This window comes from Lysobacter capsici (genome assembly GCF_018732085.1).
Lineage (GTDB): Bacteria > Pseudomonadota > Gammaproteobacteria > Xanthomonadales > Xanthomonadaceae > Lysobacter > Lysobacter capsici_A.
Genome location: NZ_CP076103.1, coordinates 2,775,452 through 2,801,194 on the forward strand (window position 1 = coordinate 2,775,452; position 25,743 = coordinate 2,801,194).

13 protein-coding genes are annotated in these 25,743 nt (G+C 66.9%); all 13 read left to right on the forward strand.

Annotated features, from left to right (window positions below):
- Nucleotide 1: 1 nt before the first annotated feature.
- The 13 genes from carB (at nucleotide 2) to KME82_RS11950 (ending at nucleotide 25,541) form a co-directional block, all read left to right on the forward strand.
- Nucleotides 2-3,247: a carbamoyl-phosphate synthase large subunit gene (gene carB, locus KME82_RS11890; RefSeq protein WP_215498687.1), complete on the forward strand. Its 3,246-nt coding sequence runs from the start codon at nucleotides 2-4 to the stop codon at nucleotides 3,245-3,247.
- Nucleotides 3,248-3,913: 666 nt separating this feature from the next.
- Nucleotides 3,914-4,393, forward strand: a complete 480-nt coding sequence (greA, locus tag KME82_RS11895; RefSeq protein WP_215498688.1) for a transcription elongation factor GreA — start codon at nucleotides 3,914-3,916, stop codon at nucleotides 4,391-4,393.
- Between the two features lie 31 nt (nucleotides 4,394-4,424).
- The gene (locus tag KME82_RS11900; RefSeq protein ID WP_215498689.1) at nucleotides 4,425-5,366 is read left to right on the forward strand and encodes a phosphoglycerate mutase; all 942 of its coding nucleotides are present in this window, start codon (nucleotides 4,425-4,427) and stop codon (nucleotides 5,364-5,366) included.
- Nucleotides 5,367-5,447: 81 nt separating this feature from the next.
- On the forward strand, nucleotides 5,448-7,166 hold the full coding sequence (gene recJ / locus KME82_RS11905) for a single-stranded-DNA-specific exonuclease RecJ (RefSeq protein ID WP_215498690.1): 1,719 nt from the start codon (nucleotides 5,448-5,450) through the stop codon (nucleotides 7,164-7,166).
- A 211-nt stretch (nucleotides 7,167-7,377) separates the two neighbouring features.
- Nucleotides 7,378-8,916 (forward strand): lipase family protein, encoded by a 1,539-nt coding sequence (locus KME82_RS11910; RefSeq protein WP_215498691.1) that lies wholly within the window; start codon nucleotides 7,378-7,380, stop codon nucleotides 8,914-8,916.
- Between the two features lie 143 nt (nucleotides 8,917-9,059).
- The gene (locus KME82_RS11915) at nucleotides 9,060-10,115 is read left to right on the forward strand and encodes a N(4)-(beta-N-acetylglucosaminyl)-L-asparaginase (protein ID WP_215498692.1); all 1,056 of its coding nucleotides are present in this window, start codon (nucleotides 9,060-9,062) and stop codon (nucleotides 10,113-10,115) included.
- 8 nt (nucleotides 10,116-10,123) lie between these two features.
- Nucleotides 10,124-10,855, forward strand: a complete 732-nt coding sequence (locus tag KME82_RS11920) for a copper homeostasis protein CutC (RefSeq protein WP_215498693.1) — start codon at nucleotides 10,124-10,126, stop codon at nucleotides 10,853-10,855.
- Between the two features lie 30 nt (nucleotides 10,856-10,885).
- Nucleotides 10,886-11,206: a hypothetical protein gene (locus KME82_RS11925; protein ID WP_215498694.1), complete on the forward strand. Its 321-nt coding sequence runs from the start codon at nucleotides 10,886-10,888 to the stop codon at nucleotides 11,204-11,206.
- Between the two features lie 589 nt (nucleotides 11,207-11,795).
- Entirely contained in the window at nucleotides 11,796-13,592 is a 1,797-nt protein-coding gene (locus KME82_RS11930) for a cholesterol oxidase substrate-binding domain-containing protein (RefSeq protein ID WP_215498695.1), read from the forward strand.
- Between the two features lie 772 nt (nucleotides 13,593-14,364).
- Nucleotides 14,365-17,283 (forward strand): TonB-dependent receptor plug domain-containing protein, encoded by a 2,919-nt coding sequence (locus KME82_RS11935; protein WP_215498696.1) that lies wholly within the window; start codon nucleotides 14,365-14,367, stop codon nucleotides 17,281-17,283.
- A 70-nt stretch (nucleotides 17,284-17,353) separates the two neighbouring features.
- The gene (locus KME82_RS11940; protein WP_215498697.1) at nucleotides 17,354-19,840 is read left to right on the forward strand and encodes a GH92 family glycosyl hydrolase; all 2,487 of its coding nucleotides are present in this window, start codon (nucleotides 17,354-17,356) and stop codon (nucleotides 19,838-19,840) included.
- Nucleotides 19,841-20,077: 237 nt separating this feature from the next.
- The gene (locus KME82_RS11945; protein ID WP_215498698.1) at nucleotides 20,078-22,516 is read left to right on the forward strand and encodes a family 20 glycosylhydrolase; all 2,439 of its coding nucleotides are present in this window, start codon (nucleotides 20,078-20,080) and stop codon (nucleotides 22,514-22,516) included.
- Between the two features lie 157 nt (nucleotides 22,517-22,673).
- On the forward strand, nucleotides 22,674-25,541 hold the full coding sequence (locus KME82_RS11950; RefSeq protein WP_215498699.1) for a TonB-dependent receptor plug domain-containing protein: 2,868 nt from the start codon (nucleotides 22,674-22,676) through the stop codon (nucleotides 25,539-25,541).
- Nucleotides 25,542-25,743 lie beyond the last annotated feature (202 nt).

Genomic DNA, 25,743 nt, shown 5'->3' on the forward strand with positions numbered 1-25,743 from the left:
CATGCCCAAGCGTACCGACATCAAAACCGTCCTGATCATCGGCGCCGGCCCGATCGTGATCGGCCAGGCCTGCGAGTTCGACTACTCCGGCGCGCAAGCCTGCAAGGCGCTGCGCGACGAGGGCTACCGCGTGGTCCTGGTCAATTCGAATCCGGCCACGATCATGACCGACCCGAACATGGCCGACGCGGTCTACATCGAGCCGATCAACTGGCAGACGGTCGAGAAGATCATCGCCAAGGAAAAGCCCGACGCGCTACTGCCGACCATGGGCGGCCAGACCGCGCTGAACTGCGCGCTCGACCTGGCCGACAACGGCGTGCTGGAGAAATACAACGTCGAGCTGATCGGCGCCAAGCGCGACGCGATCCGCATGGCCGAAGACCGCGAGCTGTTCCGCGTGGCGATGAAGGAGATCGGCCTGGAATGCCCGAAGGCCGAAGTCGCGCGCACGCTGGAAGAAGCGATCGACATCCAGACCCGCGTCGGCTACCCGACCATCATCCGCCCCAGCTTCACCCTCGGCGGCAGCGGCGGCGGCATCGCCTACAACCGCGAAGAGCTGATCGAGATCGTCACCCGCGGCCTGGAGCTGTCGCCGACCACCGAAGTGCTGGTCGAGGAATCGGTGCTGGGCTGGAAGGAATTCGAGATGGAAGTGGTCCGCGACACCGCGGACAACTGCATCATCGTGTGCTCGATCGAGAACTTCGACGCGATGGGCGTGCACACCGGCGACTCGATCACCGTCGCCCCGGCGCAGACCCTCACCGACAAGGAATACCAGCGCCTGCGCGACGCCTCGATCGCGGTGTTGCGCAAGATCGGCGTCGACACCGGCGGCTCCAACGTGCAGTTCGGCATCAACGCCCAGAACGGCCGGGTGGTGGTGATCGAAATGAACCCGCGCGTGTCGCGCTCCTCGGCGCTGGCGTCGAAGGCGACCGGTTTCCCGATCGCCAAGATCGCCGCCAAGCTCGCGGTCGGCTACACCCTCGACGAACTGCGCAACGAAATCACCGGCGGCGCGACCCCGGCCTCGTTCGAGCCGAGCATCGACTACGTCGTCACCAAGATCCCGCGCTTCGCGTTCGAGAAGTTCCCGCAGGCCGACGCGCGCCTGACCACGCAGATGAAGTCGGTCGGCGAAGTCATGGCGATGGGCCGCACCTTCCAGGAATCGCTGCAGAAGGCGCTGCGCGGGCTGGAAACCGGCAAGGTCGGCCTGGATCCGACCGGCCTGGATCTGAGCAACGAACTCGACATGGTCAAGTTGCGTCGCGAGCTCAAGGAGCCCGGCCCGGAGCGCATGTTCCACATCGGCGATGCGTTCCGCGCCGGCATGAGCGTCGAGGACGTGCACGCGCTGTCGTTCGTCGATCCGTGGTTCCTGGACCAGATCGAGGAACTGATCGCGACCGAAGGCGAGGTCGCCGACGCCGGCCTGGGCGCGCTCGACAAGCCGCGCATGCGCGCGCTCAAGCGCATGGGCTTCTCCGATGCGCGCATCGCCCAGCTCACCGGCACCGACGAAACCGCGGTGCGCACCCTGCGCCGCGCGTTCGGCGTGCGCCCGGTGTACAAGCGCGTGGACTCCTGCGCGGCCGAGTTCGCCACCACCACCGCGTACATGTATTCGACCTACGAGGACGAGTGCGAAGCCAATCCGAGCAACCGCGACAAGATCATCGTGCTCGGCGGCGGCCCCAACCGCATCGGCCAGGGCATCGAGTTCGACTACTGCTGCGTGCATGCCGCGCTCGCCCTGCGCGAGGACGGCTATGAAACCATCATGGTCAACTGCAATCCGGAAACCGTGTCGACCGACTACGACACCTCCGATCGCCTGTACTTCGAACCGCTGACGCTGGAAGACGTGCTGGAAATCGCCGACCTCGAAAAGCCCAAGGGCGTGATCGTGCAGTACGGCGGCCAGACCCCGCTCAAGCTCGCGCGCGCGCTGGAGGCCAACGGCGTGCCGATCATCGGCACCTCGCCCGACAGCATCGATCTGGCTGAAGACCGCGAGCGCTTCCAGAAGCTCGTGCAGGATCTGGGCCTGGCCCAGCCGATCAACCGCACCGCGCGCAACCCCGACGAAGCGCTGATGTTGGCCAACCAGATCGGTTATCCGATGGTGGTGCGTCCGAGCTACGTGCTCGGCGGCCGGGCGATGGAAATCGTCTATTCCGACGCCGATCTCACCCGTTACATCCGCGATGCGGTCAAGGTGTCGAACGATTCGCCGGTGCTGCTCGACCGCTTCCTCGACAACGCGGTCGAGGTCGACGTCGACATCATCGCCGACCGCGAAGGCCGGGTCCTGATCGGCGGCGTGATGGAGCACATCGAAGAAGCCGGCGTGCATTCGGGCGACTCCTCGTGCTCGCTGCCGCCGTACTCGCTCAGCGCCGGCACCCAGGAAAAACTGCGCGAGCAGGTCGTGGCGCTGGCCAAGGCGCTCAAGGTGGTCGGGCTGATGAACACCCAGTTCGCGATCCAGACCGATGCGCAGGGCAACGACACGATCTTCCTGATCGAAGTGAACCCGCGCGCCTCGCGCACGGTGCCGTTCGTGTCCAAGGCCACCGGCATGGCGCTGGCGAAGATCGCCGCGCGTTGCATGGTCGGCCAGACCCTGGCCTCGCAGGGCGCGCTGGAAGAAATCGTGCCGGACTACTACTCGGTCAAGGAAGCGATCTTCCCGTTCGCCAAGTTCCAGGGCGTCGACCCGATCCTCGGGCCGGAGATGCGTTCCACCGGCGAAGTGATGGGCGTGGGCAAGAACTTCGGCGCGGCGATGGCGCGCGCGCAGGAAGCCGGCGGCATCAAGGCGCCGCCGGTCGGCAAGGTGTTCGTCTCGGTCCGCGACCCGGACAAGCTGCGCGTGCTGCCGGTGGCGCAGGAACTGCTGCGCCGCGGCTACAGCCTGGTCGCGACCAGCGGCACCCAGGCGTTCTTCGCCGAACACGGCGTGGTTTGCGAATCGGTCAACAAGGTCACCGAAGGCCGCCCGCACATCGTCGACCTGATCAAGAACGGCGAGATCGTCTACATCATCAACACCACCGAAGGCCGCCAGGCGATCTCGGATTCGTTCTCGATCCGTCGCGAGGCGCTGCAGCAGCGGGTGACGTACTCGACCACGGTGTCGGGCGCGCGCGCGCTGGTGGGCTCGCTGGACTATCGCGGTAAGGGCCCGGTGTGGTCGTTGCAGGAGCTGCATGCGCAGATCGGCGCGGCGTAAGGCGCTACGCGCGCGCTCAGACCGTCATTTGCGCGTTCGCGTGAATGACGGACTTGGGGTGTCGCGCTGAAGTCTCTGGATCCCCGCCTTCGCGGGGATGACGGCCTTGGTTCGCCGGGGATGACGACCTTGGATAGACGCGGTTGTGGCATTCCATAACCGTTTCCACTGCGGCATGGACCGGCTCTGCAAGTCAACTTGCCGCGTCCCTCCCAGATCGTCATTCCCGCGAAGGCGGGAATCCAGAGACTTCAGCGAGTCCTCTCCAGGACGTCATTCCCGCGAAGGCGGGAATCCAGAGACTTCAGCGAGTCCTCTCCAGGACGTCATTCCCGCGAACGCGGGAATCCAGTGACTTTCGTGCGAGAACGCTTGAAGTCGCTGGATGTTCGGCTCCGCCGACGAGAAGCAGAGCCCGCGTTCGCGGGTAATGACGGTCTGAAAGATGACTCTAAAGTCTCTGGATCCCCGCCTTCGCGGGGATGACGTTCTGAAAGAGTGGGTTGGTTTTCAGCGATGTCTTGACATCCGCCCGAATCCCAGCGCCCAACCCGGCCCCATCCCCCTGGGATGCCTTCCGCCCAGGTTCCCGGCACAATGGGGCCAACCCAGCATTCAACATGCCGGCGTCCGGCCGAAAAGGACGCGTTACCGAGGAAGCAAGGAATGAGACCACCCATCACGGCCCAGGGCGCGCAGCGTTTGCGCGCGGAGCTGGAAGAACTCAAGTCGGTCAAGCGGCCGGCGGTGATCAACGCGATCGCCGAAGCGCGCGCCCACGGCGATCTCAAGGAGAACGCCGAGTACCACGCCGCGCGCGAGCAGCAGGGCTTCATCGAAGGCCGGATCAAGCAGCTCGAAGCCGAACTGTCGCACGCCCAGGTCATCGACATCAGCACGCTCAACGCCGGCTCCAAGGTCGTGTTCGGCGCCACCGTCGAGCTGATCGACGTGGATTCCGAGGAGGAGCGCAAGTACCAGATCGTCGGCGACCTGGAAGCCGACATCAAACTCGGCCTGATCGCGATCTCCTCGCCGGTCGCGCGCGCGCTGATCGGCAAGAACGAGGGCGACAGCGTCGTCATCGACGCGCCGGGCGGCACCCACGAGTATGAAATCGTCGGCGTCAGCTACAACGCCGGATGAGCAGCCGGCGCGCGCGCATGAGCCGCCAGCCATGAACAGCGTCACCGTGCTGTTGCCCGAGCGCGCGCGTTTCGGCGGCCAGCGTCTGGGCGAAGCGTTCGGGCTGCGGCTCGGTCGCGCCGACCGCAGCGTCGAGGCGGCCGATCAGGCCGCGCGCGTGTTCGACATCCTGCCGCGCGGCTGGCCGATCGCGGCGGTGTCGCGGCAGCGCGATGTCGGCGACGCCGCCTACGGCGCGTGGTTGCGCGCCGACCCGGCCTATGTGCGGCCCGACATCAACGGCGCGCGCCTGCTCGCCTACGGTCAGGCCTTGTCGTTAAGCGAACGCGACAGCGCCGCGTTGCTGCCGGCGCTGCGGCCCTTGTTCGGCGACGCCGGTTTCCCGATCGACGCGCCGCACCCGAGCCGCTGGTACCTCGCGCTGCCGCGCGAAAGCCGATTGCCGAAATTCGCCTCGCCCGAACAGGCGCTGGGCGAAGACATGTTCCAGCACCTGCCGGGCATGGAAAACGAAGGCAGCGAAGGCCGCCGCTGGCGTTCGCTGCTCAGCGAAGCGCAGATCGTCCTGCACAACCATCCGCACAATGCCCAGCGCATCGCCGCCGGGCTGGCGCCGATCAATTCGCTGTGGTTCTGGGGCGGCGGCGTGCTGCCCGATCATGTGCGCACGACGTATCAGCAGGTCTACAGCGACGACGAAGGGCTGACCGCGTTCGGTACACAGGCCGGCATCGCCGCCATGGCGTTGCCGCCGCAGTGGCCGGCGGGCGAGGGCGAGCGTCTGTTCGACCTGCGCGGCGCGCGCGACCTGGCGGTGGTGCAGCGCGATTGGCTCGAGCCGATCGCGCGCGCGCTCGATGCGCGAACGCTGGATCGCGCGGTGCTCGCCTTCGCCGACGGCGAACGATTCGAACTGGCGCGTTCGCAGCGCTGGCGCTTCTGGCGCAAATCGCTGCGCTCGCTGCAAGTTTGAGCACGCCATGAGTCTGTTGCACCTCGTCTCATCGGCGTCGCGCAGGCCGAGCGCACGCCACTTGCGCCCGGGTGGACGCCGATGAAGCCGGTCGCGCGCCTGCGCCGCCGCGAAGTGGCTGATGCCGGGCTGTGGCCGGATTCGGTCCCGCCGCTGCTGCGCCGGGTCTACGCCGCGCGCGGCGCGAACTGCGTCGAGCAGGCGCAACCGCGGCTGGCGCAGTTGTTGCCGCCCGACGGCATGCTCGGGCTGGACGCCGCCACCGAATTGCTCGCCGAGGCGATCTCCGCCGATCGCCACATCGTGGTGGTCGGCGATTTCGATTGCGACGGCGCCACCGCCTGCGCGGTCGGCGTGCGCGGTCTGCGCCTGCTCGGCGCCAGGCGGGTGTCGCATGCGGTGCCCAACCGGATGGTGCATGGCTACGGCCTGTCGCCGGCGCTGGTGGAGGAATTGGCGGGGCTGCAACCAGAGCTTTTGGTCACCGTCGATCACGGCATCGCCTGTCACGCCGGCATCGCCGCGGCGCGCGCGCGCGGCTGGAAAGTGCTGGTCACCGATCACCATCTGCCCGGCGAACACCTGCCGCCGGCCGATGCGATCGTCGATCCGAATCAACCCGGCGACACCTTCCCGAGCAAGATGCTCGCCGGCGTCGGGGTCATGTTCTACGTGCTGCTGGCCTTGCGCCGGCGGCTGCGCGAGGCCGGCGCGTTCGGCGCGGACAGCGTGCCGGACCTGAGCGTCCTACTCGATCTGGTCGCGGTCGGCACCGTCGCCGACCTGGTGCCGCTGGACGCCAACAACCGCGCGCTGGTCGCCGCGGGCCTGCGTCGTCTGCGCGCGGGGCAGGGCGGCGCCGGGCTGCGTGCATTGATCGAAGTCTCGCAGCGCGATTACCGGCGATTGACCGCGGCCGATATCGGCTATGCGGTCGCGCCGCGTCTCAACGCCGCCGGGCGGCTGGAGGACATGGCGCTCGGCATCGAATGCCTGCTGACCGAGAACGTCGCGCAGGCGCGCGATATCGCCTCCACCCTCAACGAGATCAACGCCGAGCGCCGCGCCGTGCAGCAGCAGATGACCGACGAAGCGCAGGCCGCGTTCGCGCGGGTGTCGATCGACACGCAGGCCGCGCCGATGGCGTTGTGTCTGTTCGACGACGACTGGCATCCCGGCGTGGTCGGCCTGGTCGCATCGAAAATGAAGGAACGCCTGCATCGGCCGGTGATCGCGTTCGCCCCGGCCGAACCCGGCAGCCGCCAGTTGCGCGGCTCGGCGCGTTCGATTCCCGGGTTTCATATCCGCGATGCGCTGGCCGACGTCGCCGCGCGTCATCCCGACCTGATCGAACGCTTCGGCGGCCACGCCATGGCCGCCGGTCTGTCGTTGCGCCTGGATGCATTCGACGCCTTCCGCGATGCGTTCGAACACTGCGCGCGGCTCGCGCTGACCCCGGAACTGCTGCAGGCCGACGTGCTCAGCGACGGCGAACTGCACGCGGCCGAGTTCGATCGCGCGCATGCCGAGTCGCTGCGCGACGGCGGGCCGTGGGGTCAGGGTTTCGCCGAACCGCAGTTCGACGGCGAGTTCGAAGTGCTGTCCTGGCGCGTGGTCGGCGAACGCCATCTCAAGCTGGAACTGGGCCGCGACGGCCTGCGCCTCAACGCGATCGAGTTCGGCGGCTGGGACGGCAACACGCCGCCGCCGTGGGTGCGCATCGCCTATCGCCTGGAGCCCGACGATTATCGCGGCGGCACGGCGGTGCAACTGGTGGTCACGCACCGCGAGGCGCTGTAGGCGAGTTTCGGTGAGGGCGCCTCGATGCGCGCTCATCGGTGCGCGCGCGGATAGCGCTGCGCGATTGAATGCGCGGATTTGCGACCTGGGTCGGTTTTAACCGGCGCCATGGGCTCCGGCGTGGCCGAATGCGCGCGCTTTATGCGTTGGTTTGGGCGATTTCGTCGTGCCGCGCAGCGTGGCACGCCCTCAACCCAAGGAGAGCGGGACGATGTCCGATCCGAAGCCAAACGTGCCCAAAACCTCGATTTTCGACAGCATCGGCGGTGCCTTCAATCGATGGACGACACGGTTCGAAGCGAGCGCGCGCGATCCCGATTCGGTGCTCAGTTCGTTCGTCCGTCACCATCGCGACGACGGCAATCAGTTCGAACCCGGGCACGGTGTCGAACGCAATAACGCCGCGCCGCTGGCGACGCCTTCCACCGCGCCGGGCGCCGCGGCGCCGCGTGCGGCGATGCCGTCGACGGTTCCGCCGATCGTGCCGTCTTTCGCGCCACGCACGTATCCGCGCGTGGGCAATCCCTTCGACGAGTCCTACACCGCGCCCGAACGCGATGCGCCTGTCGCCGCGCCCTCGACGACCCGCGATGCCGCGCCCGATCCGCGCCCGGCGTCCACCGCCTCGAAGGGATTCGCCATGGACGGCGTGAACGCGGTGTTTCCGCGCCACGACATCGCGCCGCCGGTCGCGTCGTCCTCGTCGTCGGCGCCGCCGCGCGCGGCGAGCCTGGACCCCACCGTCGCCGCCGCGATCATGCGCGACGGCTACGCCGACCGCAGCGAAGCCGACCTGAGCGGCTGGAAACGCGTCGGCGACGCCGAACTCAAGGCGCACGGGCTGGACCCGAAGGGGTTCCACGACACCGCCAGCGGCCTGCGCGCCGATCTGTACCGCAAGGACGATCAGTTCGTGCTGAATTTCCGCGGCACCGACAAGGCCAGCGACTGGATCACCAACTTCGGCCAGGGCGGCGGCTTCGGCAGCGCGCAGTACGACGGCGCGGTGCAGTTGACCCAGCAGGTGCAACAGGCCTTGCCCGACGGTCTGCACGCGGTGGTCGGCCATTCCAAGGGCGGCGGCCAGGCTTATCTGGCCGCGCAGGTGTGCGACGTGGAGTGCGTGGTCGCCAATCCGGCGTGGCCGAACCGCGCCACCTTGCTCAAGCACGGCCTCGCCGCCGACCAACTCGAGCACGGTCCGGCGACGACCGAACTTGTGATTAAGGGCGAGCCGCTGCACGGTCTGCAGTCGCTGGGCTTCGCGTCGCTGGTGCGGCCGCACGGCGCCAAGATCGAACTGGACGGGCCGCCGTTCGCGCCCGCGCCGCATCCGGTCCTGAGCCGGCACGTGCGCGGACTGGAGCAGGATTTCGATCAGGCCGAACTGATCCTCAAGGGCATGGATTTCGGCGGCCACCAACTGGCCCAGCACGGCATGCAGTCGGTCGCCGACGCGACGGTCGATCGTCGTGCCGACGAGTTGGCGGAACTGGCGCGGTCGAAAGGCCTCAAGCAAGTCGATCACATCGTCAAGGCCGACGGCCCGGACGGCGGCGGTTTCCTGGTGCAGGGCGAGTTGAACAATCCGGCGGCGTTGCGGGTGAAGTTCACCGGCCCGGTGCCGGACGCGAGTGGCGCGACCGAGATGATGAGCCGGGTCAATCGCGAGATCGCGCCGGCCCCCGCGCACAATGGGCAGGAAGCGGAACTGACGGCGACGCGGGCGGCACGGCCGTCCGGGCTGTAGCGTTCGCCGGCGTGGGCGGCGTGCATCGATGGACTCGGTGCGCGCTCGCCAAGGCCCGTATGCGCCGCGCGCTTGCGTACACCGCACGCCGCCGCTAGCGTGTGGCCGGTCCGCGCTGCGCGCGCCTAGCACCGAAGATCGCCATGACCTCACGCCGCCGTTTCCTGCAAAGCTCCGTGCTGGCGGCGTCCGCCGCGGCCCTGCCGTCGTTGGCCGCGCCCGCGGACGACGCGGCGCGAGGCGAAATCAAGGGCGCGGGTAACGCGCCCGGAGCGATCAAGGGCGCGCGCGTGGTTTCGACCTGGGACTTCGGCGTCGGCGCCAACCAGGCCGCCTGGCCGGTGCTCGCGGCCGGCGGTTCCGCGCTCGACGCGGTCGAGGCCGGCGCGCGCTGGGCCGAGGCCGATCTGTGCAACAGCACGGTCGGGCGCTGCGGCAATCCCGATCGCGACGGTGTGCTGACCCTGGACGCGAGCATCATGGACGGCGACGGCCGCTGCGGCGCGGTCGCCGCGCTGGAGGACATCGCCCATCCGATCGGCGTCGCGCGCCGGGTCATGGAACGCACCCCGCACGTGTTGCTGGTCGGCGCGGGCGCGCAGCAGTTCGCGATCGAGCAGGGCTTTCCTAAAGAACCGCTGTTGACCGACAAGGCGCGCGCGGCGTGGAGCGAGTGGCGCAAGACTTCCAACTACCAGCCGCAGATCAACGCCGAGCGTCTGGATAACGCCAAGCCCGGCGACAAATCCAATCACGACACCCTGGGCATGCTCGCCATCGACGCCAGCGGCAAACTCGCCGGCGCCTGCACCACCAGCGGCATGGCCTGGAAACTGCACGGCCGGGTCGGCGACAGCCCGATCATCGGCGCCGGCCTATATGTCGACAACGAAGTCGGCGCCGCCACCGCCTCGGGCGTCGGCGAAGAAATGCTGCGCAACGCCGCGAGCTTCCTGGTGGTCGAACTGATGCGTCAGGGCCGCAGCCCCGATGAAGCCTGCCGCGAGGCGATCGACCGCGTGGTGCGTAAGCGCCCGCAGGCGAGCAAGACCTTGCAGGTGTGCTTCCTCGCGATCAACAAGCACGGCGAAGTCGGCGCGCATGCGCTGCATCGCGGCTTCGTCTACGCGGTGTGCGATGCGGGCAAGCGCGACGCGCTGCTCGAGTCGCGCTCGGTCTATACGACGCAGCAGACGTGAGCGCGGCGATGCGCGCGCGGACGCTGGAAATATCGGCCAATTCGCTGGGCTCGGCGCTGGCCGCGCAGGCCGGCGGCGCCGATCGGGTCGAACTGTGCGAAAACCTGGGCGAGGGCGGCACCACGCCGTCCTACGGCAGCATCGCGGTCGCGCGCGATCGCCTGCGCATCGCGCTGTACGTGTTGATTCGGCCGCGCGCGGGCGATTTTCTCTATGACGAATCCGAATGCGCGGTGATGCGCGCGGACATCGAAAACTGCGTGAGGCTGGGCTGCGACGGGGTCGTGATCGGCGCCCTGGATGCGCGCGGCGATATCGATACCGCGCTGTGCCGCGATCTGGTCGCGGCGGCCGGCCCGCTCGGCGTGACCTTTCATCGCGCCTTCGATGCCGCGCGCGATCAGTCGGCCGCGCTGGAAGCCGCGATCGGCCTGGGCTGCGAACGCATCCTGACCTCCGGCGGCGCCGACGACGCCTGGAGCGGCGCCGATCGCATCGCCGCGCTGGCCGAACAGGCCGGCGACCGCATCGCGTTGATGGCCGGCGCTGGGGTGACCGCACAGAACATCGTTGCGCTCGCCCGGCGCGCGAACGTGCATGAACTGCATGCGTCGGCGAAAGCGCCACGACAATCGGCGATGACCTATCGCAACGAGACCTTGGCCGGCTTGTCGCCGGATTGGGTGCAAAGCGATGCGCAACGGGTGGCCGAGCTGGTGGCGGCCTTGCGCGGCCGATAGCGGCTGGGTTGCGCAGGGCCAGGGGCGACGATGGGCTACGAATACGACGCGATCGCGAATGATGTCGACGACTATCGGCGTCGTCGCGACACGCTGCCGCTCGAACTAGAATCGTTGCCGACATTCAGTCGCAGTGTCGGTGCCCGCGAAATCTGGCTCAGCGAACCGGGCCGGCCCGAGGGCGGCTGGGAGGAAGTGCAGTTGGTGTTCGGTCACGACCGCGTTCGTCTGACCTGCATGACCGCGTTGAGCACCGCGGTACGCAACGATTTGCGCGTCGTGCTGGCATTGATCGGCGGTACGGGTGGTGCGCGTTACGTCGACGACGACGGCGAGTCGGCTTCGTTCTGAGTACGGGCCGCATCGCAATGCGTTACACCCTGCCAGATGCTGGATCAAATGGCGGAACGTGAGCGGGCGGTTTTCATCGTGAGCGTGTCGCCGCGATCGATGGTTTGTCTTGTCTTTGCGCGCAACCGTCGATCCTGTCACGCGACCGTCCTTTGATCCCATTGCGATCGGCGAAGTGAACCTCGTCGCGCTTACGCAACGTGATGAGCGTCTTGAGCGTTTCTCGCGGGGGTCGACGGCCCTGTCATGCCCGAGACCAATCGCGTGCGCCGAGCGTGAAACGACAGGACGTGCTGAATTCAGCCGCACTCGCGCATCGTCAACACTGCGATTCGAAAAATAAAAATTCATGTTCGTTCGATGATCGGACGTGGATCACGCCGACAATCGGCCTGCGCTCGCGCAACCGAACACCCGATGTTGCCGTGAGTCGACGTCGCTGCTAATCGTGCAATCGCGGCGTTCGAATACATGCGCGCAGCCTGCGTGCTACTGCGTCGCCCACACCGCTCAACGACGTGAAGCCCGCGCGGCCACCGCGTCGATTCCCCTGCCTGTCTCCTCTCACCGCCCTAGCGGAGCGATTGCCATGCCTATTGATCCACGTCCCGAGTCGACGCCCGACGATCATGCCGATGCAGCCGACGATGCAACCGATCCGCGCCGCCGGCGCTTTATTACGCAAGCCCTGGCGGTCGGCGCGGCCGGCGTCACCGCCGGCTGGTGGCCCGCGTTCCAGGTTGAAGCAGGCAGCACCGCTGCGGCCTGCGCCGCGCCGCCGGCGTTTCCTTCGCAGATACCGTTGTTTCAACAGGCGTACCGCAATTGGTCCGGCGAAATCCAGATCGATAATGTGTGGACGTGCTCGCCGCGCAGCGCCGAGGAGGTGGTCACGGTTGTCAATTGGGCGCGGCAGCACGGTTACCGCGTGCGTCCGCGCGGCATGACCCACAACTGGTCGCCGTTGAATCTGTCGCCGGATCAGACCTGCGACGATCGCATCGTGCTGATCGATACCGTCACGCATCTGACCCGCGTGGAGATCGATCGCAATGCGCAGCCGGCGCGGGTCAAGGCGCAGGCCGGCGTGCTGATGCAGGACTTGCTCGCGCGCATGGAAGAGGTCGGCCTGGGCTGGGCGCATGTGCCGGCGCCGGGCGATCTCACCTTGGGCGGCGTGCTCGCGATCGATGCGCATGGCACCGCCGTTCCCGCGCTCGGCGAAACCCGGGCGACAGGGCAAAGCTACGGGTCGTTGAGCAATCTGGTGCTGTCGTTGACCGCGGTGGTGTGGAACCCGGCGCAGAGCGCCTATGTGCTGCGCACGTTCCGTCGCGACGAAGCCGACTGCGCCGCGTTCCTGGCCCATCTGGGGCGCGCGCTGATCGTCGAGGCGACCTTGCAGGCGGGGCCGAACCAGCGCCTGCGTTGCCAGAGCAACGTCAATATTCCCGCGAGCGAGTTGTTCGCCGCGCCGGGATCGCCGGGCCGCACCTTGGCGAGTTTTCTCGACAAATCCGGACGCGTGGAAACCATCCATTTCCCGTTCACGAAAAACCCCTGGCTGAAAGTGTGGACGCTCACGCCGAGCTTGCCGCCGATGGTTCGCGAAGCCACCGCGCCGTTCAATTACCCGTTCTCCGACAGCATCCCGCCGGAACTCACCGACTTCATCCGCGACATCAATCTGGGCGATGTCAGCCGCACGCCGGCATTGGGCGCGTTGCAATACACCCTGGTCAGCACCGGCCTGCTGTTCACCGCGAGCTTCGATCTGTGGGGTTGGTCGCGCAATCTGATGCTGTACGTGAAGCCGACCACGCTGCGGGTCACCGCGAACGGTTACGCGGTGATCACCTCGCGCGCCAACGTGCAACGCGTAGTGCATGAGTTCGTGACGTTCTACCAGGCGCGCGCCGACGCCTACCGCGCGCAGGGGAAATTTCCGGTCAACGGGCCGGTGGAAATTCGCGTCACCGGCTTGGACCGCGCCGACGAAGTCGCGATGCCCAACGCGGTGGAGCCGCTGTTGTCGGCGGTGCGGCCGGTGCGCGACCGGCCCGACTGGGACTGCGCGGTGTGGCTGGACCTGCTGACCCTGCCGGGCACGCCCGAGGCCGAGCCGTTCTATCGCGAAGTCGAGCAATGGGTGTTCGCGCAGTTCTCCGGCAGCTATGCGTTGGCGCGGGTGGAGTGGAGCAAGGGTTGGGGTTACGACGCCAGCGGTGCGTGGAGCGATGCGGCGGTGATCGGGCAGACGATCCCGCAGTCGCTGCGGCATGGGCAGGCGGCGGGGGCGGGGTGGGATGCGGCGGTGGCGATTCTCAATGGTTACGATCCGGCGCGGGTGTTCGCTTCGCCGTTGTTGGATCGGCTGATGCCTTGACCGGGTTTTGTTGCGAAGGCATCGGCGTTTGCGCCGGTGTCTTTGCCGCATCGATGCGAGGTTGGGGCGGGGGAGGGAAGGGCGCGAAACGTCCGATCGAATGGCGTCGGGGCTGAAGCTCCCTCCCACGGACCTCTCGACCTCGACCTGCCCACCGATCCGTCGTGATCGCGAACGGGCGGGTCGTTGCTGGGAGAGGACTCAGCCCCGAAGGCTTGGCAGACAAATGACTCGAACACGAATGCCTTTGCAGACACAGGACTCGGCCAGGAGGTTTTTGTGGGAGGGAGCTTCAGCCCCGACGCTCTCGTCTCCGATCGCCATGCCCTTGGTTGCATGCAATCGCAACAGCGACCGAGCCACGCCCCACATCCCGCTGCCCAACGCCGGCAGCATGCTGCGCCGCACTCACGAACCGGCGATGCATCACGAATCCGCCCAGCCCGCACCCGATCGCACACGTCGCGCAAGCGGCCCGACCCCAGCCCCGGTCCCGACGCCAGATTCGGCAAAACAACCACTTAGCGATCCTTTCCAGCGTCCGCACGCTTCCGGCCCGGTCCGGCCCATCGGCTAGCACAGCTTCATTGCTGCGCCGCGTCATGCATCGGCCCCCCTGCTGTGGTTAATTTAGATCGATCCAATTTGGGGATTGGATGTGCCAGGGCTGCTCTAGAAGGCAGTCCTGGCGTTGCGACTTAGATCGAGTGAAAAGAATTCAGGGGCCAAGGACAGGTCGCTCGCAATCACTACCAAAGGGGAGCACCGCCAGATGAGCCATTCCACCCTGCGACGCAGCGCGCTGACCTGCGCCTTGCTGTCGGTCCTGTTCGCGCCGCTGGCGCAGGCGGCCGATGCGTCGGCCGATCAGCCCCAGGCCGAACAGCCCCGGACCGAGCCGGCGCCGTCGGCCGACCGAGCCGCCGCCACGCGCACGCCGACCGAGATCGACAAAGTCACCGTCACCGGTTCGCGCATCAAGCGCGCCGAGATCGAAGGCCCGGCGCCGGTGTTCACCATCACCGCCGCGCAGATCGAAAAGGAAGGCTTCAACACCGTCTACGACGCGCTGACCACGCTGACCGAGGCGATGGGCACGGTCGAATCGGACATCGCCTGGGGCCAGCACACGGTCAACGCCAGCCCGCTCAATCTGCGCAACATGGGCCCGGGCCGCAGCCTGCTGCTGATCAACGGCCGCCGCGTGGTCGATTACCCGCTGCCGTACCAGGGCAAGAGCAACTTCGCCAATTTCAACAACATCCCGACCGCGATCGTCGAGCGGATCGAAGTGCTGGCCAGCGGCGCTTCGGCGATCTACGGCTCCGACGCGGTCGCCGGCGTGATCAACGTCATTCTCAAGAAAGAATTTCAGGGCGATCAGGTCAAGATCCGCGGCGGCACCTCGACCCGCGGCGGCCGCGATGCGATGGACCTGTCCTGGGCCGGCGGCCGCAGCGGCGACAACTGGTCGGTGACCTACGCGCTGCAGTACTTCAAGCGCGAGGCGCTGCCGGCGGGTGAACGTCCGTTCATGGATTCGGATTTCGACGCGCCGCCGCGCTCGCTCAATCCGCAGGACCGCACCACCGGCATCCTGCCGTCGACCGGCATCCGCATGCTCAACGCCGACACCGGCATGCGCCTGGCGCCGCCGCCGGGCGCCTGCGACCAGTTCGGCGGCGAGTTCTTCCTGCAGAACCGCCGCACCTACAACCGCAACAGCAACGCCATCAACAACACCGGCTGGCAGTGCGGGCAGAGCGCGGTGTTCCAGCACTGGACCTTGCGCAACGGCAGCGAAGACCGCTCCGGCTATGTGTACGCCAATTACGATTTCGAAAACGGCATGCAGGGCTGGGCGACCCTGGGCGTGTGGAGCTCGCGCGGCACCAACATGACCTTCATGCCGGCCTGGAGTTCGAGCGGCAGCTATTTCGACCAGGGCGTCGGCGCGAACCTGGACCTAGTGCGTTACTTCACGCCGCAGGAAATCGGCGGCGCCGAAAACGGCTACACCCGTTCGGATGAATTGTCCTGGGACGCGTCGGCCGGACTGCGCGGCAAGTTCGGCGATCGCTTCGACTGGGATTTCAGCATCGGTCGCGCCGAATACCGCGTCGACGAAAAATTCCCGGCGGTGCTCACGGCCGAGGCGGACCGTTTCTTCCTCGGCGCCAACCGCGACCGCGTCGACCAGGGCCGCTTGTGGAACCCGATCTCGCCGCAGGACTACGCCTCGATCACCACCCGCGGCAAGAACCGCGCCGAATCCTGGCTGACCTCGGCCAACTTCATCGTCAGCGGCGATCTGTTCGAAGGCTGGGCCGGTCCGATCGGTTTCGCCGGACAACTCGAAGCGGCCAAGCAGGGCTATCGCCTCGCGCCGGACCCGAACACGCTCGGCGACAATCGCCTCTACGAGCAGACCGCCAACATCGACCTGGGCTCGGGCTCGCGCAATCATTACGCGGCCGGCGTCGAGTTCAAGATTCCGTTGTTGAAGTCGCTGACCGCCTCGGTGGCCGGGCGATACGACAAGTACGACGCGGTTTCCGGCGATGCGGCCAGCACCTACAACGCCGGCCTGGAATGGCGGCCTTTCAGCAATCTGCTGGTGCGCGGCACCTATGCGACCAGTTTCCGCGCGCCGGACATGCATTTCGTCTACGCCACGCCGAGCACCTCGGTGTCGGACCAGACCGATTACCTCAACTGCCTGCGCGCCGGGCAACAGGGCAATTGCACCTGGGATTCGGGCTTCAAGGTCGAGGACGCGGAGATTTCGCGCCAGGGCACGCCGAACCTGAAGTACGAAACCGGCAACTCGTGGACCGCCGGTTTCGTTTGGGACATCGCCGAGGGCCTGTCGGTGTCGACCGACTATTGGCGGATCGAACTGGAAGACGAGATCGACGACATCGGCGCCGACGACGTGCTGCTCGACGAGGCTTACTGCCTGACCGGCAAGACGCCGACCGGCGAGCGCCGGATCAGCCCGCCCAGCGCCGATCGCTGCAAACTGCAGCTCAGCCGCGTCACCCGCGGCGCCGATCCCGACGGCGCCGGTCCGCTGCTGGGCCCGGTCACCGAAATCCGCACCGGGCCGATCAATCGCGCCGCGCGCAACGTCGAAGGCATCGACGCCTCGCTCAAGTACCGCTTCAGCACCGCGCGCTGGGGCGATTTCAGCGTCGGCCTGAACTACACCAACCTGCTCAAGCTGGAAACCCAGAGCGACGCCAGCGCCGAGATGGAAGACAAGCGCACCGACGAACCGCGCAGCAAGTTCCGCGGCAGCGTCAACTGGCAGCGCGACAGGTGGAACGCGACGGTGTATGCCGACCGCGTCGGCAGCGTGCCGAGCGTGCGTTTCGGCGGCTGCCGCGAATTCGCCGACGGCTACGTGCCCAGTTCGGACGATTGCGTGGACAACGACGCCGCCAGCCCGACCTTCGGCCAGAAGACCGAGAAGTACTACGGCCGGGTCGGGCCGGCGATCACCTGGAACCTGAGCGCGGGTTACCAGATCACCGACAAGGCCAAGGTCAACGTCTACGTCAGCAACGTGTTCGACGAAGTCAACGAAGACAAGGACCCGTACAAGAAGGATTTCGCCTTCATCGCCGACCGCATCTTCAGCCCGGTGGGCCGCGAGGTCGCGATCGAGTACGTGCTCGACTTCAATTGATCGATCCGCCCGCTGCGACGCTTGCCGTCGCAGCGGGCTTTCTCTCACCACTGGCAGGGCAAACGCAACGATGACTCGCAATCCGGCACGGCGCAGGCAGGACTTGGTTTCGGCGACAGGCGCGAGCGCGCGGCCGCTCGGCGCGACGCTGACGTTTGCGCTCACCCTGGCGCTGGCCGCGGTGAGCGCGCAGGCCGCCACGCCCGCGCGCGATCCGGTGCGCGAGGTCAACACCTTCATCGGCAGCAAGGACGACGGCAATACCTTTCCCGGCGCGTCGGCGCCGTTCGGCCTGATCCAGGTCAGCCCGATCGGCGATCACTACACCGGCTGGCGCTACGACGATCCGAAGATCCGCGGCTTCGGCCATTCCTTCCTGTCCGGCGCGGGTTGCTGGGAGCAGGGCGGCCAGTTGTCGGTGTTGCCGACCACCGGCGAGATCGGGCCGGGCAAGCGTTTTGACACGAAGGAGTTCAAGTCCTTCGACCAGAAAACCTATGCATCGAGCTACAGCCACGACGGCGAAGTCGGCGAGGCGGGTTACTACAAGGTGCGTTTGACCGGCGAAGCCGGCGGCGATATCGACGCCGAAGCGACGGCGTTGACTCGCGCGGCGGCCGAGCGTTACACGTTTCCGGCCGGTGCGAAGCAGGGCACGATCCTGGTCAACACCGGGCAGGCCAATGAGCGTCACATGGTGATCGGCAGCACCGTCCAGGTGGTCGGCGATCGCGCGGTCGAAGGCAGCATCACCACCAAGAGTTTCTGCGGCGGCCAGCAGTACACGACCTGGTTCCGCATGGAGTTCGACCGACCGTTCGCGAGCCACGGCACCTGGGACGAAACCGGCGGCCATCCCGGCGGCAACAACAGCATGCAGGGCGACACGCGGCCGCACGGCGCGTGGTTCACCTTCGATACGAAAAACGGCCGCGCGGTGACCGCGATCAGCGCGATCTCGCACGTCGACGCCGAAGGCGCGCGCCGCAACCTGCGCGACGAGGCGATGAAGAACGGCAAGGCGCTGAGCTTCGATGCGATGCGCACGCAGGCGCAGGCGGTTTGGCGCAAGGAACTCGATTCGGTGCGCGTCACCGGCGGCAGCGGCGACGATCGCACCGTGTTCTACACCGCGCTGTATCACTCGCTGCTGCAGCCGTTGACCGGCAGCGACAGCGACGGCCGCTATCGCGGCTACGACACCCAGATCCACAAGGCCGAGGGCTGGACCTACTACGAGTATTTCTCGCTGTGGGACACCTACCGTTCGCAGAACCAGTTGCTGGCGATGCTGCGTCCGCAGCGCGCGCGCGATATCGCCAACTCGGTGCTCAAGATCCACGAGCAAAACGGTTGGCTGCCGCGCTGGGGCTATGCGAATTTCGACAGCAACGTGATGACCGGCGACCCGGTCACGCCGTTCCTGGTCGATCTGTGGCGCTTCGGCGCGCTCGAAGGCCGCGAGCAATCGGCGTATGACGCCTTGCGCGAGAACGCCTACGGCGCGCCGCCGGCGCTGGTGCGCAGCCAGGGCCGCGCCGGCAATCCGAGTTATCTCAAGAACGGTTTCGTCCAGTACGACCGCGCGTTCCCGGCCAAGAGCATGGACGTGGACCCGCATCACGGCGGTTCGTCCACGCTCGAATACGCGCTGGCCGATTGCTCGCTGTCGCAGATGGCGCAGGCGCTGGGCCACAACGACGACGCGGCGACCTTGCGCGAACGCGGCAGCAACTGGCGCAAGGTCTGGGACAACGATGCGGTCGACGCCGAACTGGGGTTCAAGGGCTTTCCGCGTCCGCGCCTGGACGACGGCGGGTTCTATTCGGAAACCGACGGCCGCTACAGCCCGCGTTCGCATCACGGCTTCCACGAAGGCACCGCCTGGCAGTACCAGTGGCTGACCCAGCAGGACGTGCCCGGCGTGGTCGCGGCGATGGGCGGCGCGGAACGCACCGGCAAGCGTCTGGACGCGTTCTTCGCTTACGACGCATTGGTCGCCGATCCGCTCAATGCCGCGCGCAAGCAATGGGTGGTGGGACCGTACAGCTATTACAACCAGTACCGCTACAACCCCAACAACGAACCCGATCTGCACAGCCCGTGGATGTACACGCTGATCGGCCAGCCGTGGAAGACCTCGACTGTGCTGCGTTCGGCGCAGGCCTTGTTCACCAACGCGCCCAACGGCGTGACCGGCAACGACGACCTGGGCACGATGTCGGCCTGGTATCTGTTCAGTGCGATCGGCCTGTATCCGGCGGTGCCGGGCAGCGGCGAACTGCTGCTGCACACGCCGCGGTTCGAGAAGGTCGAACTGGACCTGGGGCAGGGCAAGACCTTGACGATCGAAGCGCCGGGCGCGGATGGGCGCGCATTGCAGTACGTGCAGGGCGTGAGCTTCGACGGCAAGGCGCAGGACAAGGTCTGGCTGGATTGGTCGGCGCTGCGCGATGGCGGGCGGTTGCGGTTCGATCTGGACAAGACGCCGGCGGTGGGCGGGTGGGGGACGCAGGCGCAGGCATTGCCGAAGTCGGCGTGTGCGTCGGTGCGGTGAGGCGATGACGATGGCCACGACCACCTTTGTGACTGCGACTGCTAACGCGATCCTCTCGCCGACACTGCCGAATCTCCCAGTCCGTCATTCCCGCGAACGCGGGAATCCAGCGACTTTCGTGCAGGTCGCGTCAAAGGCACTGGATTCCCGCGTTCGCGGGAATGACGGTAGGAAGTGGCGCGGCGTTCCAATCGCGAACACTTCGGACAATGCTTCGGACAAAGCCTCGGATAGCCGATGAATAGCACTGTGGTGAAGCTGCGACTTTCGAAGCTGAGACTGTCGAAGCTCCGACTGGCCGTGACCGGCCTGGTCGGAGCGGCGATCGGTTTCACACCGCTCGCCCACGCCGATGGCGGCATTGCCAGCGCCGATGCCGGAATCGGAACCGACGCAACCCAAGAACCGCGCATACCCGAACTGGTCCCACGCCCCGCGCAACTGCGCCGCGGCGACGGCGAATTCCTCCTCGACACCAGCACCACGCTCTACGCCAACAACGCCGAAGCCCGCGCGGTCGCCGCGCTGTTCCGCGACGAACTCGCCCGCGTCCAGGGCCTGGAGCTGAGCCTGCGCAGCGGCGCGCCGCGCGCACGCACGCATCAGGTCGATCCCAGCGGCTACGTGCAGTTCGTCGCCGAGCCGGTCGCGGCCGCCGCCGGTGCGAAGGCGAACGAACGCTATACGCTGGACATCACCGCCAACGGCATTCGCCTGGCCGGATCGCCCGCGGGCCTGTTCTACGGTTACCAGACGCTGCGCCAGCTGTTGCCCGCGGCATCCGGCGAGCGCGCATTGCGGGTGCCGGTGCTGAGCATCGACGACCAACCGCGCTTCGTGTACCGAGGCATGCACCTGGATGTCGGCCGCCATCTGTATCCGGTCGATTTCATCAAGCGCTATCTCGACCTGATGGCGCGCTACAAGCTCAACACCTTCCACTGGCACCTGACCGATGACCAGGGCTGGCGTATCGAGATCAAGCGCTACCCCAAGCTCACCAGTATCGGCTCAAAGCGCAAGGAAACCGTGCTCGGCCGCAACATCGATCCCTATGTCGGCGATGGCACGCCTTACGGCGGCTTCTACACCCAGGACGAAGTGCGCGACGTGGTCGCGTATGCGCGCAGCCGTCACATCACGGTGATCCCGGAGATCGAGATGCCGGGCCATTCGCTCGCGGCCTTGTCGGCGTATCCGGAACTGGGCTGCACGCCGGGGCCGTTCGAGGTCGGCACCAACTGGGGCGTGTACGACGATATCTACTGTCCGTCGGAGACGACCTTCAAGTTCCTGGAGAACGTGCTCGACGAAGTCGTCGCCCTGTTTCCCGCACCGTACCTGCACGTCGGCGGCGACGAAGCGCCGAAGACGCGCTGGAAGAGCAGCGAGCTCGCGCAGGCGGTGATGCGCCGCGAAGGGCTCAAGGACGAGCACGAGCTGCAGAGCTACTTCATCCAGCGCATGGAGAAGTTCCTGCATTCGCGCGGCAAGCGCATCATCGGCTGGGACGAAATCCTCGAAGGCGGCCTGGCGCCGGATGCGACGGTGATGTCCTGGCGCGGCGAAGCCGGCGGGATCGCGGCCGCGCGGCAGGGCCACGACGTGATCATGACCCCGACTCAGTGCTGCTATTTCGATTACGGCCAGGGTCCGGCCGAACACGAACAATGGAACCTCGGCGGCGAGCTGAGCCTGGACAAGGTCTACGCCTACGACCCGGTGCCCAAGGTGCTCGACGCCGCGCAGGCGCGGCATGTGCTCGGCGTGCAGGGCAATGTGTGGAGCGAATACCTCAAGACCCCGGCGATGGTCGAGTACATGGTGGTCCCGCGCATGCTCGCGCTGGCCGAGGTCGCGTGGACGCCGCAGACAGATCGCGACTACGCCGATTTCCAGCGCCGCCTGCGCGCGCAGTTGCCGCATCTGGATCGCGAGCGGGTCGGTTATCGGATTTCCGAACCACTCGGTCTGGACGATGTCATGCACGTACAGGAAAACGGTGAGCCCGCGCACTACACCCATCGCTACACCCTGATCGCGTCCGCACCCGGCGCGAGCATCCACTACACCGTCGACGGCAGCGAGCCCGACCAGCGCTCGCCGGTCTATCAAGGCCCGATCGAACTCGACGTACCGCTCGACGGCAGCCGCAGCCTGCGCACCGTCACCGTGCTCGAAAACGGCCGCCGCAGTGGGGTACACAGCGCCAGCGTGCGTTATCGCAGCTATCGGCCGGCGACGGCGAAACGCAAGCGCGCGAGCATGGGACTGAGTTATCGCCTGTACGACGGCCTGTATTCGAGCCTGGACGAATTCGAACGGGCGCCGACGCCGCAGCAGCGTGGCACGGCCACCGACTTCGCGGTCGACCGCTTCGGCCGCAGCCGCCGCTTCGGCCTTCAGTACGAAGGCTATATCGAAGTCCCGGCCGACGGCGTGTATCGCTTCGCGATCCAGGGCGACGACCGTTCGGCGCTGTACCTCGACGGCGAGGCGTTGATCCGCAACGACAGCTACGACCAGACCATGCAGGCCTCGGTGCCGCTGCGGCGCGGTTGGCACCGTCTGCGGGTGGCCTGGTATCAGCGCGAAGGCGGATTGAGCCTGCGCGTGCAATCGGCGGCGCCAGGGCAGGCGCTGCGGGAACTCGATCTGCGCGGGGCGGTGCATTGAACGCGGCCGCGCGCGATCGAAGCAATGGAGCTCATGCGGGCGGAATTCGCACGGGCGGAGCGGGATTTTTTTTACGACGTAGTTTAGATCGATCCAAATCAATAACCACAAAAGCAACCTTGGCCGAGGGTTCGGCCGCGATCGGGAGGGGTCACAGGTGAACCAACAACACACGCATTCCAGCCGCCGGCAACGGGTCCGGCGCGACGCATTGACCGCGGCGATGCTCGCCGCCTTGTATCTGCCGCTGCTCGCGCAAGCGCAGGACGCGGCGCCCGCCGCGAGCGGCGAGGTCAAGGCGATCGACAAGATCACCGTCACCGGTTCGCGCATCAAGCGCGCCGAGATCGAAGGCCCCGCGCCGGTCACGGTGATCACCACCGAGCAGATCAAGCGCGAAGGCTTTGCCAACGTGTACGAGGCGCTGAGCTCGCTGACCGAAGTCACCGGCTCGGTCCAGGCCGACGTCAACAAGGGCCCGACGCCGAATGCGAGCCCGCTCAATCTGCGCAACCTCGGCCCCGGCCGCACCTTGCTGCTGATCGACGGCCGCCGCGTCGCCGACTATCCCTTGCCGTACGAAGGCCGCGGCAACTTCGCCAACTTCAACAACATCCCGATGTCGGCGGTGGAGCGGATCGAAGTGCTGGCCAGCGGCGGCTCGGCGATCTACGGCTCCGACGCGATGGCCGGCGTGATCAACATCATCATGAAGAAGAACTTCAACGGCGATGAGGTCCGCATCAAGGGCGGCGCCACCAGCCGCGGCGGCGGCGATTCCTACGATCTGTCGTGGACCGGCGGGCGCACCGGCGAGAAGTGGAGCGCTACTTACGGCGTGCAGTTGAGCGGCCGCGAAACCATCTTCGCCGGCCAGCGCGGCTTTCTCGCTTCCGATCTGGAACCGGCCGCCACGGTCAAACCGCTGGTCAACGATCCCTGGCCGTGGGTGTGGGGCGTGGAGCTGATCGACACCAGCGCCAAACGCCGCATCACGCCGCCGGCCGGCGCCTGCGACCGCTTCCAGGATCTGCCGCTGCACAACTTCCTGGGCAACGACGGCAACGCGCCCGAGTTCCCCGGCTACAGCTGCTCGCAGTCGCGCGGCAATTCGCTGTGGAGCCTGCGCAACGGCTCGGACAACCGCTCCGGCTTCGGCAACTTCAGCTACGACTTCGACAACGGCATGCAGGCCTGGGTCAGCGCTTCGCTGTGGGACAGCGACGGCGAGTCGCGCCAGGACGAAGCGCTGCGCTTCGAACTCAACCGCGGCGGCGCGTTCTACGACCAGAACACCGGCCGCAGCTATCAGGCGCGCCGCGCCTTCACCGTCGCCGAAGCCGGCAGCCGCGATCCGTTCCTGTTCAACACCAGCGAGCGCTCGTGGGATCTCGCCGCCGGCCTGCGCGGCCGCTTCGGCGAACGTTTCAACTGGGACGCCACGATCGGACGCACCGAGTACAAGGTCGACTTCAGCTTCCCGGGCATGCTGCAGGGCGCGGTCGACAGCTATTTCCTCGGGCCGCAGTTGGGAACCAACAACGGTTTGCCGGTGTATGCGCTCGATCAGGGCAAGTTCTGGTCGCCGATGTCGCCGGCGACCTTCCGTCAGCTCACCACGCGCGGCAAGAGCAGCGCGGAATCGTGGATGAACCAGGCCCAGTTCGCGGTCACCGGCGATCTGTTCGAATTGCCGGCCGGCGCGGTCGGTTTCGCCGGCGTGATCGAAGCCGGCTCGCAGGGTTATCGCCTCAACCCCGATCCGTTGACCTATGGCCCGAACAAGCTCTACGACCAGCCCGGCGGCACCAACCAGGGCGGCGGCGAACGCAAGCGCTACGCCGCGGGCGTCGAGATCAAGGTGCCGGTGTTCAAGACCCTGGACGTGACCACGGCCGGCCGCTTCGACCGTTACGACGACGACGCGCGCAAGGAGAGCAACTTCACCTGGAACGCCGGCATCGAGTGGCGTCCGATCGAAAGCCTGCTGATCCGCGGCGCCTACAACACGACGTTCCGCGCGCCGGACATGCACTACCTGTTCGCCACCAGCGGCACCGGCACCCAGGAAGACACCGACGTGAGCACCTGCGTCAGCCGCGGGCTCGGACCGGAGTGCGGCTCGCAGGCGCTGTACTACCGCCACAACATCGCCCGCACCGGCAATCTCAAGCTCGACAGCGAGACCGGCAAGTCGTGGAGCGCCGGGCTGGTGTGGGATGCGACCGACAACCTGTCGTTCAGCGCCGACTACTGGCGCATGACCATCGACAACCAGGTCCGCGATTTCGACATCGCCGACATCCTCGATCTGGAAAGCCAGTGCCGCAACGGCCGCACGCGCCGCGCCAGCGACCGCATGCAGGTCACCCCGGGTTCGTCGACCTGCGCCGACATCGTCTCGCGCGTCACCCGCAGCGCGCCGAACACCAACGCCTTCGGCGTGGCCGATCCGAACTATCCGATCGGGCAGGTGGTCTCGGTGTTCAGCGGCCCGATCAACATCGCCTACCGCGAAGTGGCCGGCGTGGATCTGACCGCGCGCTACAAGATCCCGGCGACCCGCTTCGGCGATTTCAGCTTCCAGTTCAACTACACCAACCAGCTCAAGAACAACGAACAGCGCGACCCGGGTTCGCCGATGCAGGAGAACCGCGACAAGGAAGTGCGCACCTTCGCCCGCGCCAGCGCCAGCTGGAGCCGCGGCCCGTGGAACGCGACCTTGTTCGCCAACCGCATCGGCCATGTCAACGGCGACAGCTACAACGAGTGCGCGCCGATCCTGCCCGGCCAGACCGACACCACCTGCCACATGGTCGGCAAGCTCAAGGCGCCGGTGTATTTCAACCTGACCGCGGGCTACCAGCTGACCGAACAGGCGCGGGTCAACCTGTACATCGACAACCTGCTCGACGAGGCCGACTACAAGGACCCGTACAAGAAGTTCTTCGCCTACGCCAACGAGCGGGTGTTCTCGCGGGTGGGGCGTGAAATCTCGGCGGAGTTCGTCTACAAGTTCGATTGAGTTCCGTGGTTCGATCGAGCCCGATGGTTCGATCGAGTCCCGTGGCTCGATCGGGCTGGAAGGATTGAAGAGGTTTGATCGGACGGCCGCGGTCGATCGGATGGGATCGATCGCGGCGATTTATTCGTATCGAGCGAGCGGGCCGCCCGGGCCCGTTCGATCGGCGGCAAGCCCCGGGCCTCGGCCGTCGCATGCGCTCCCT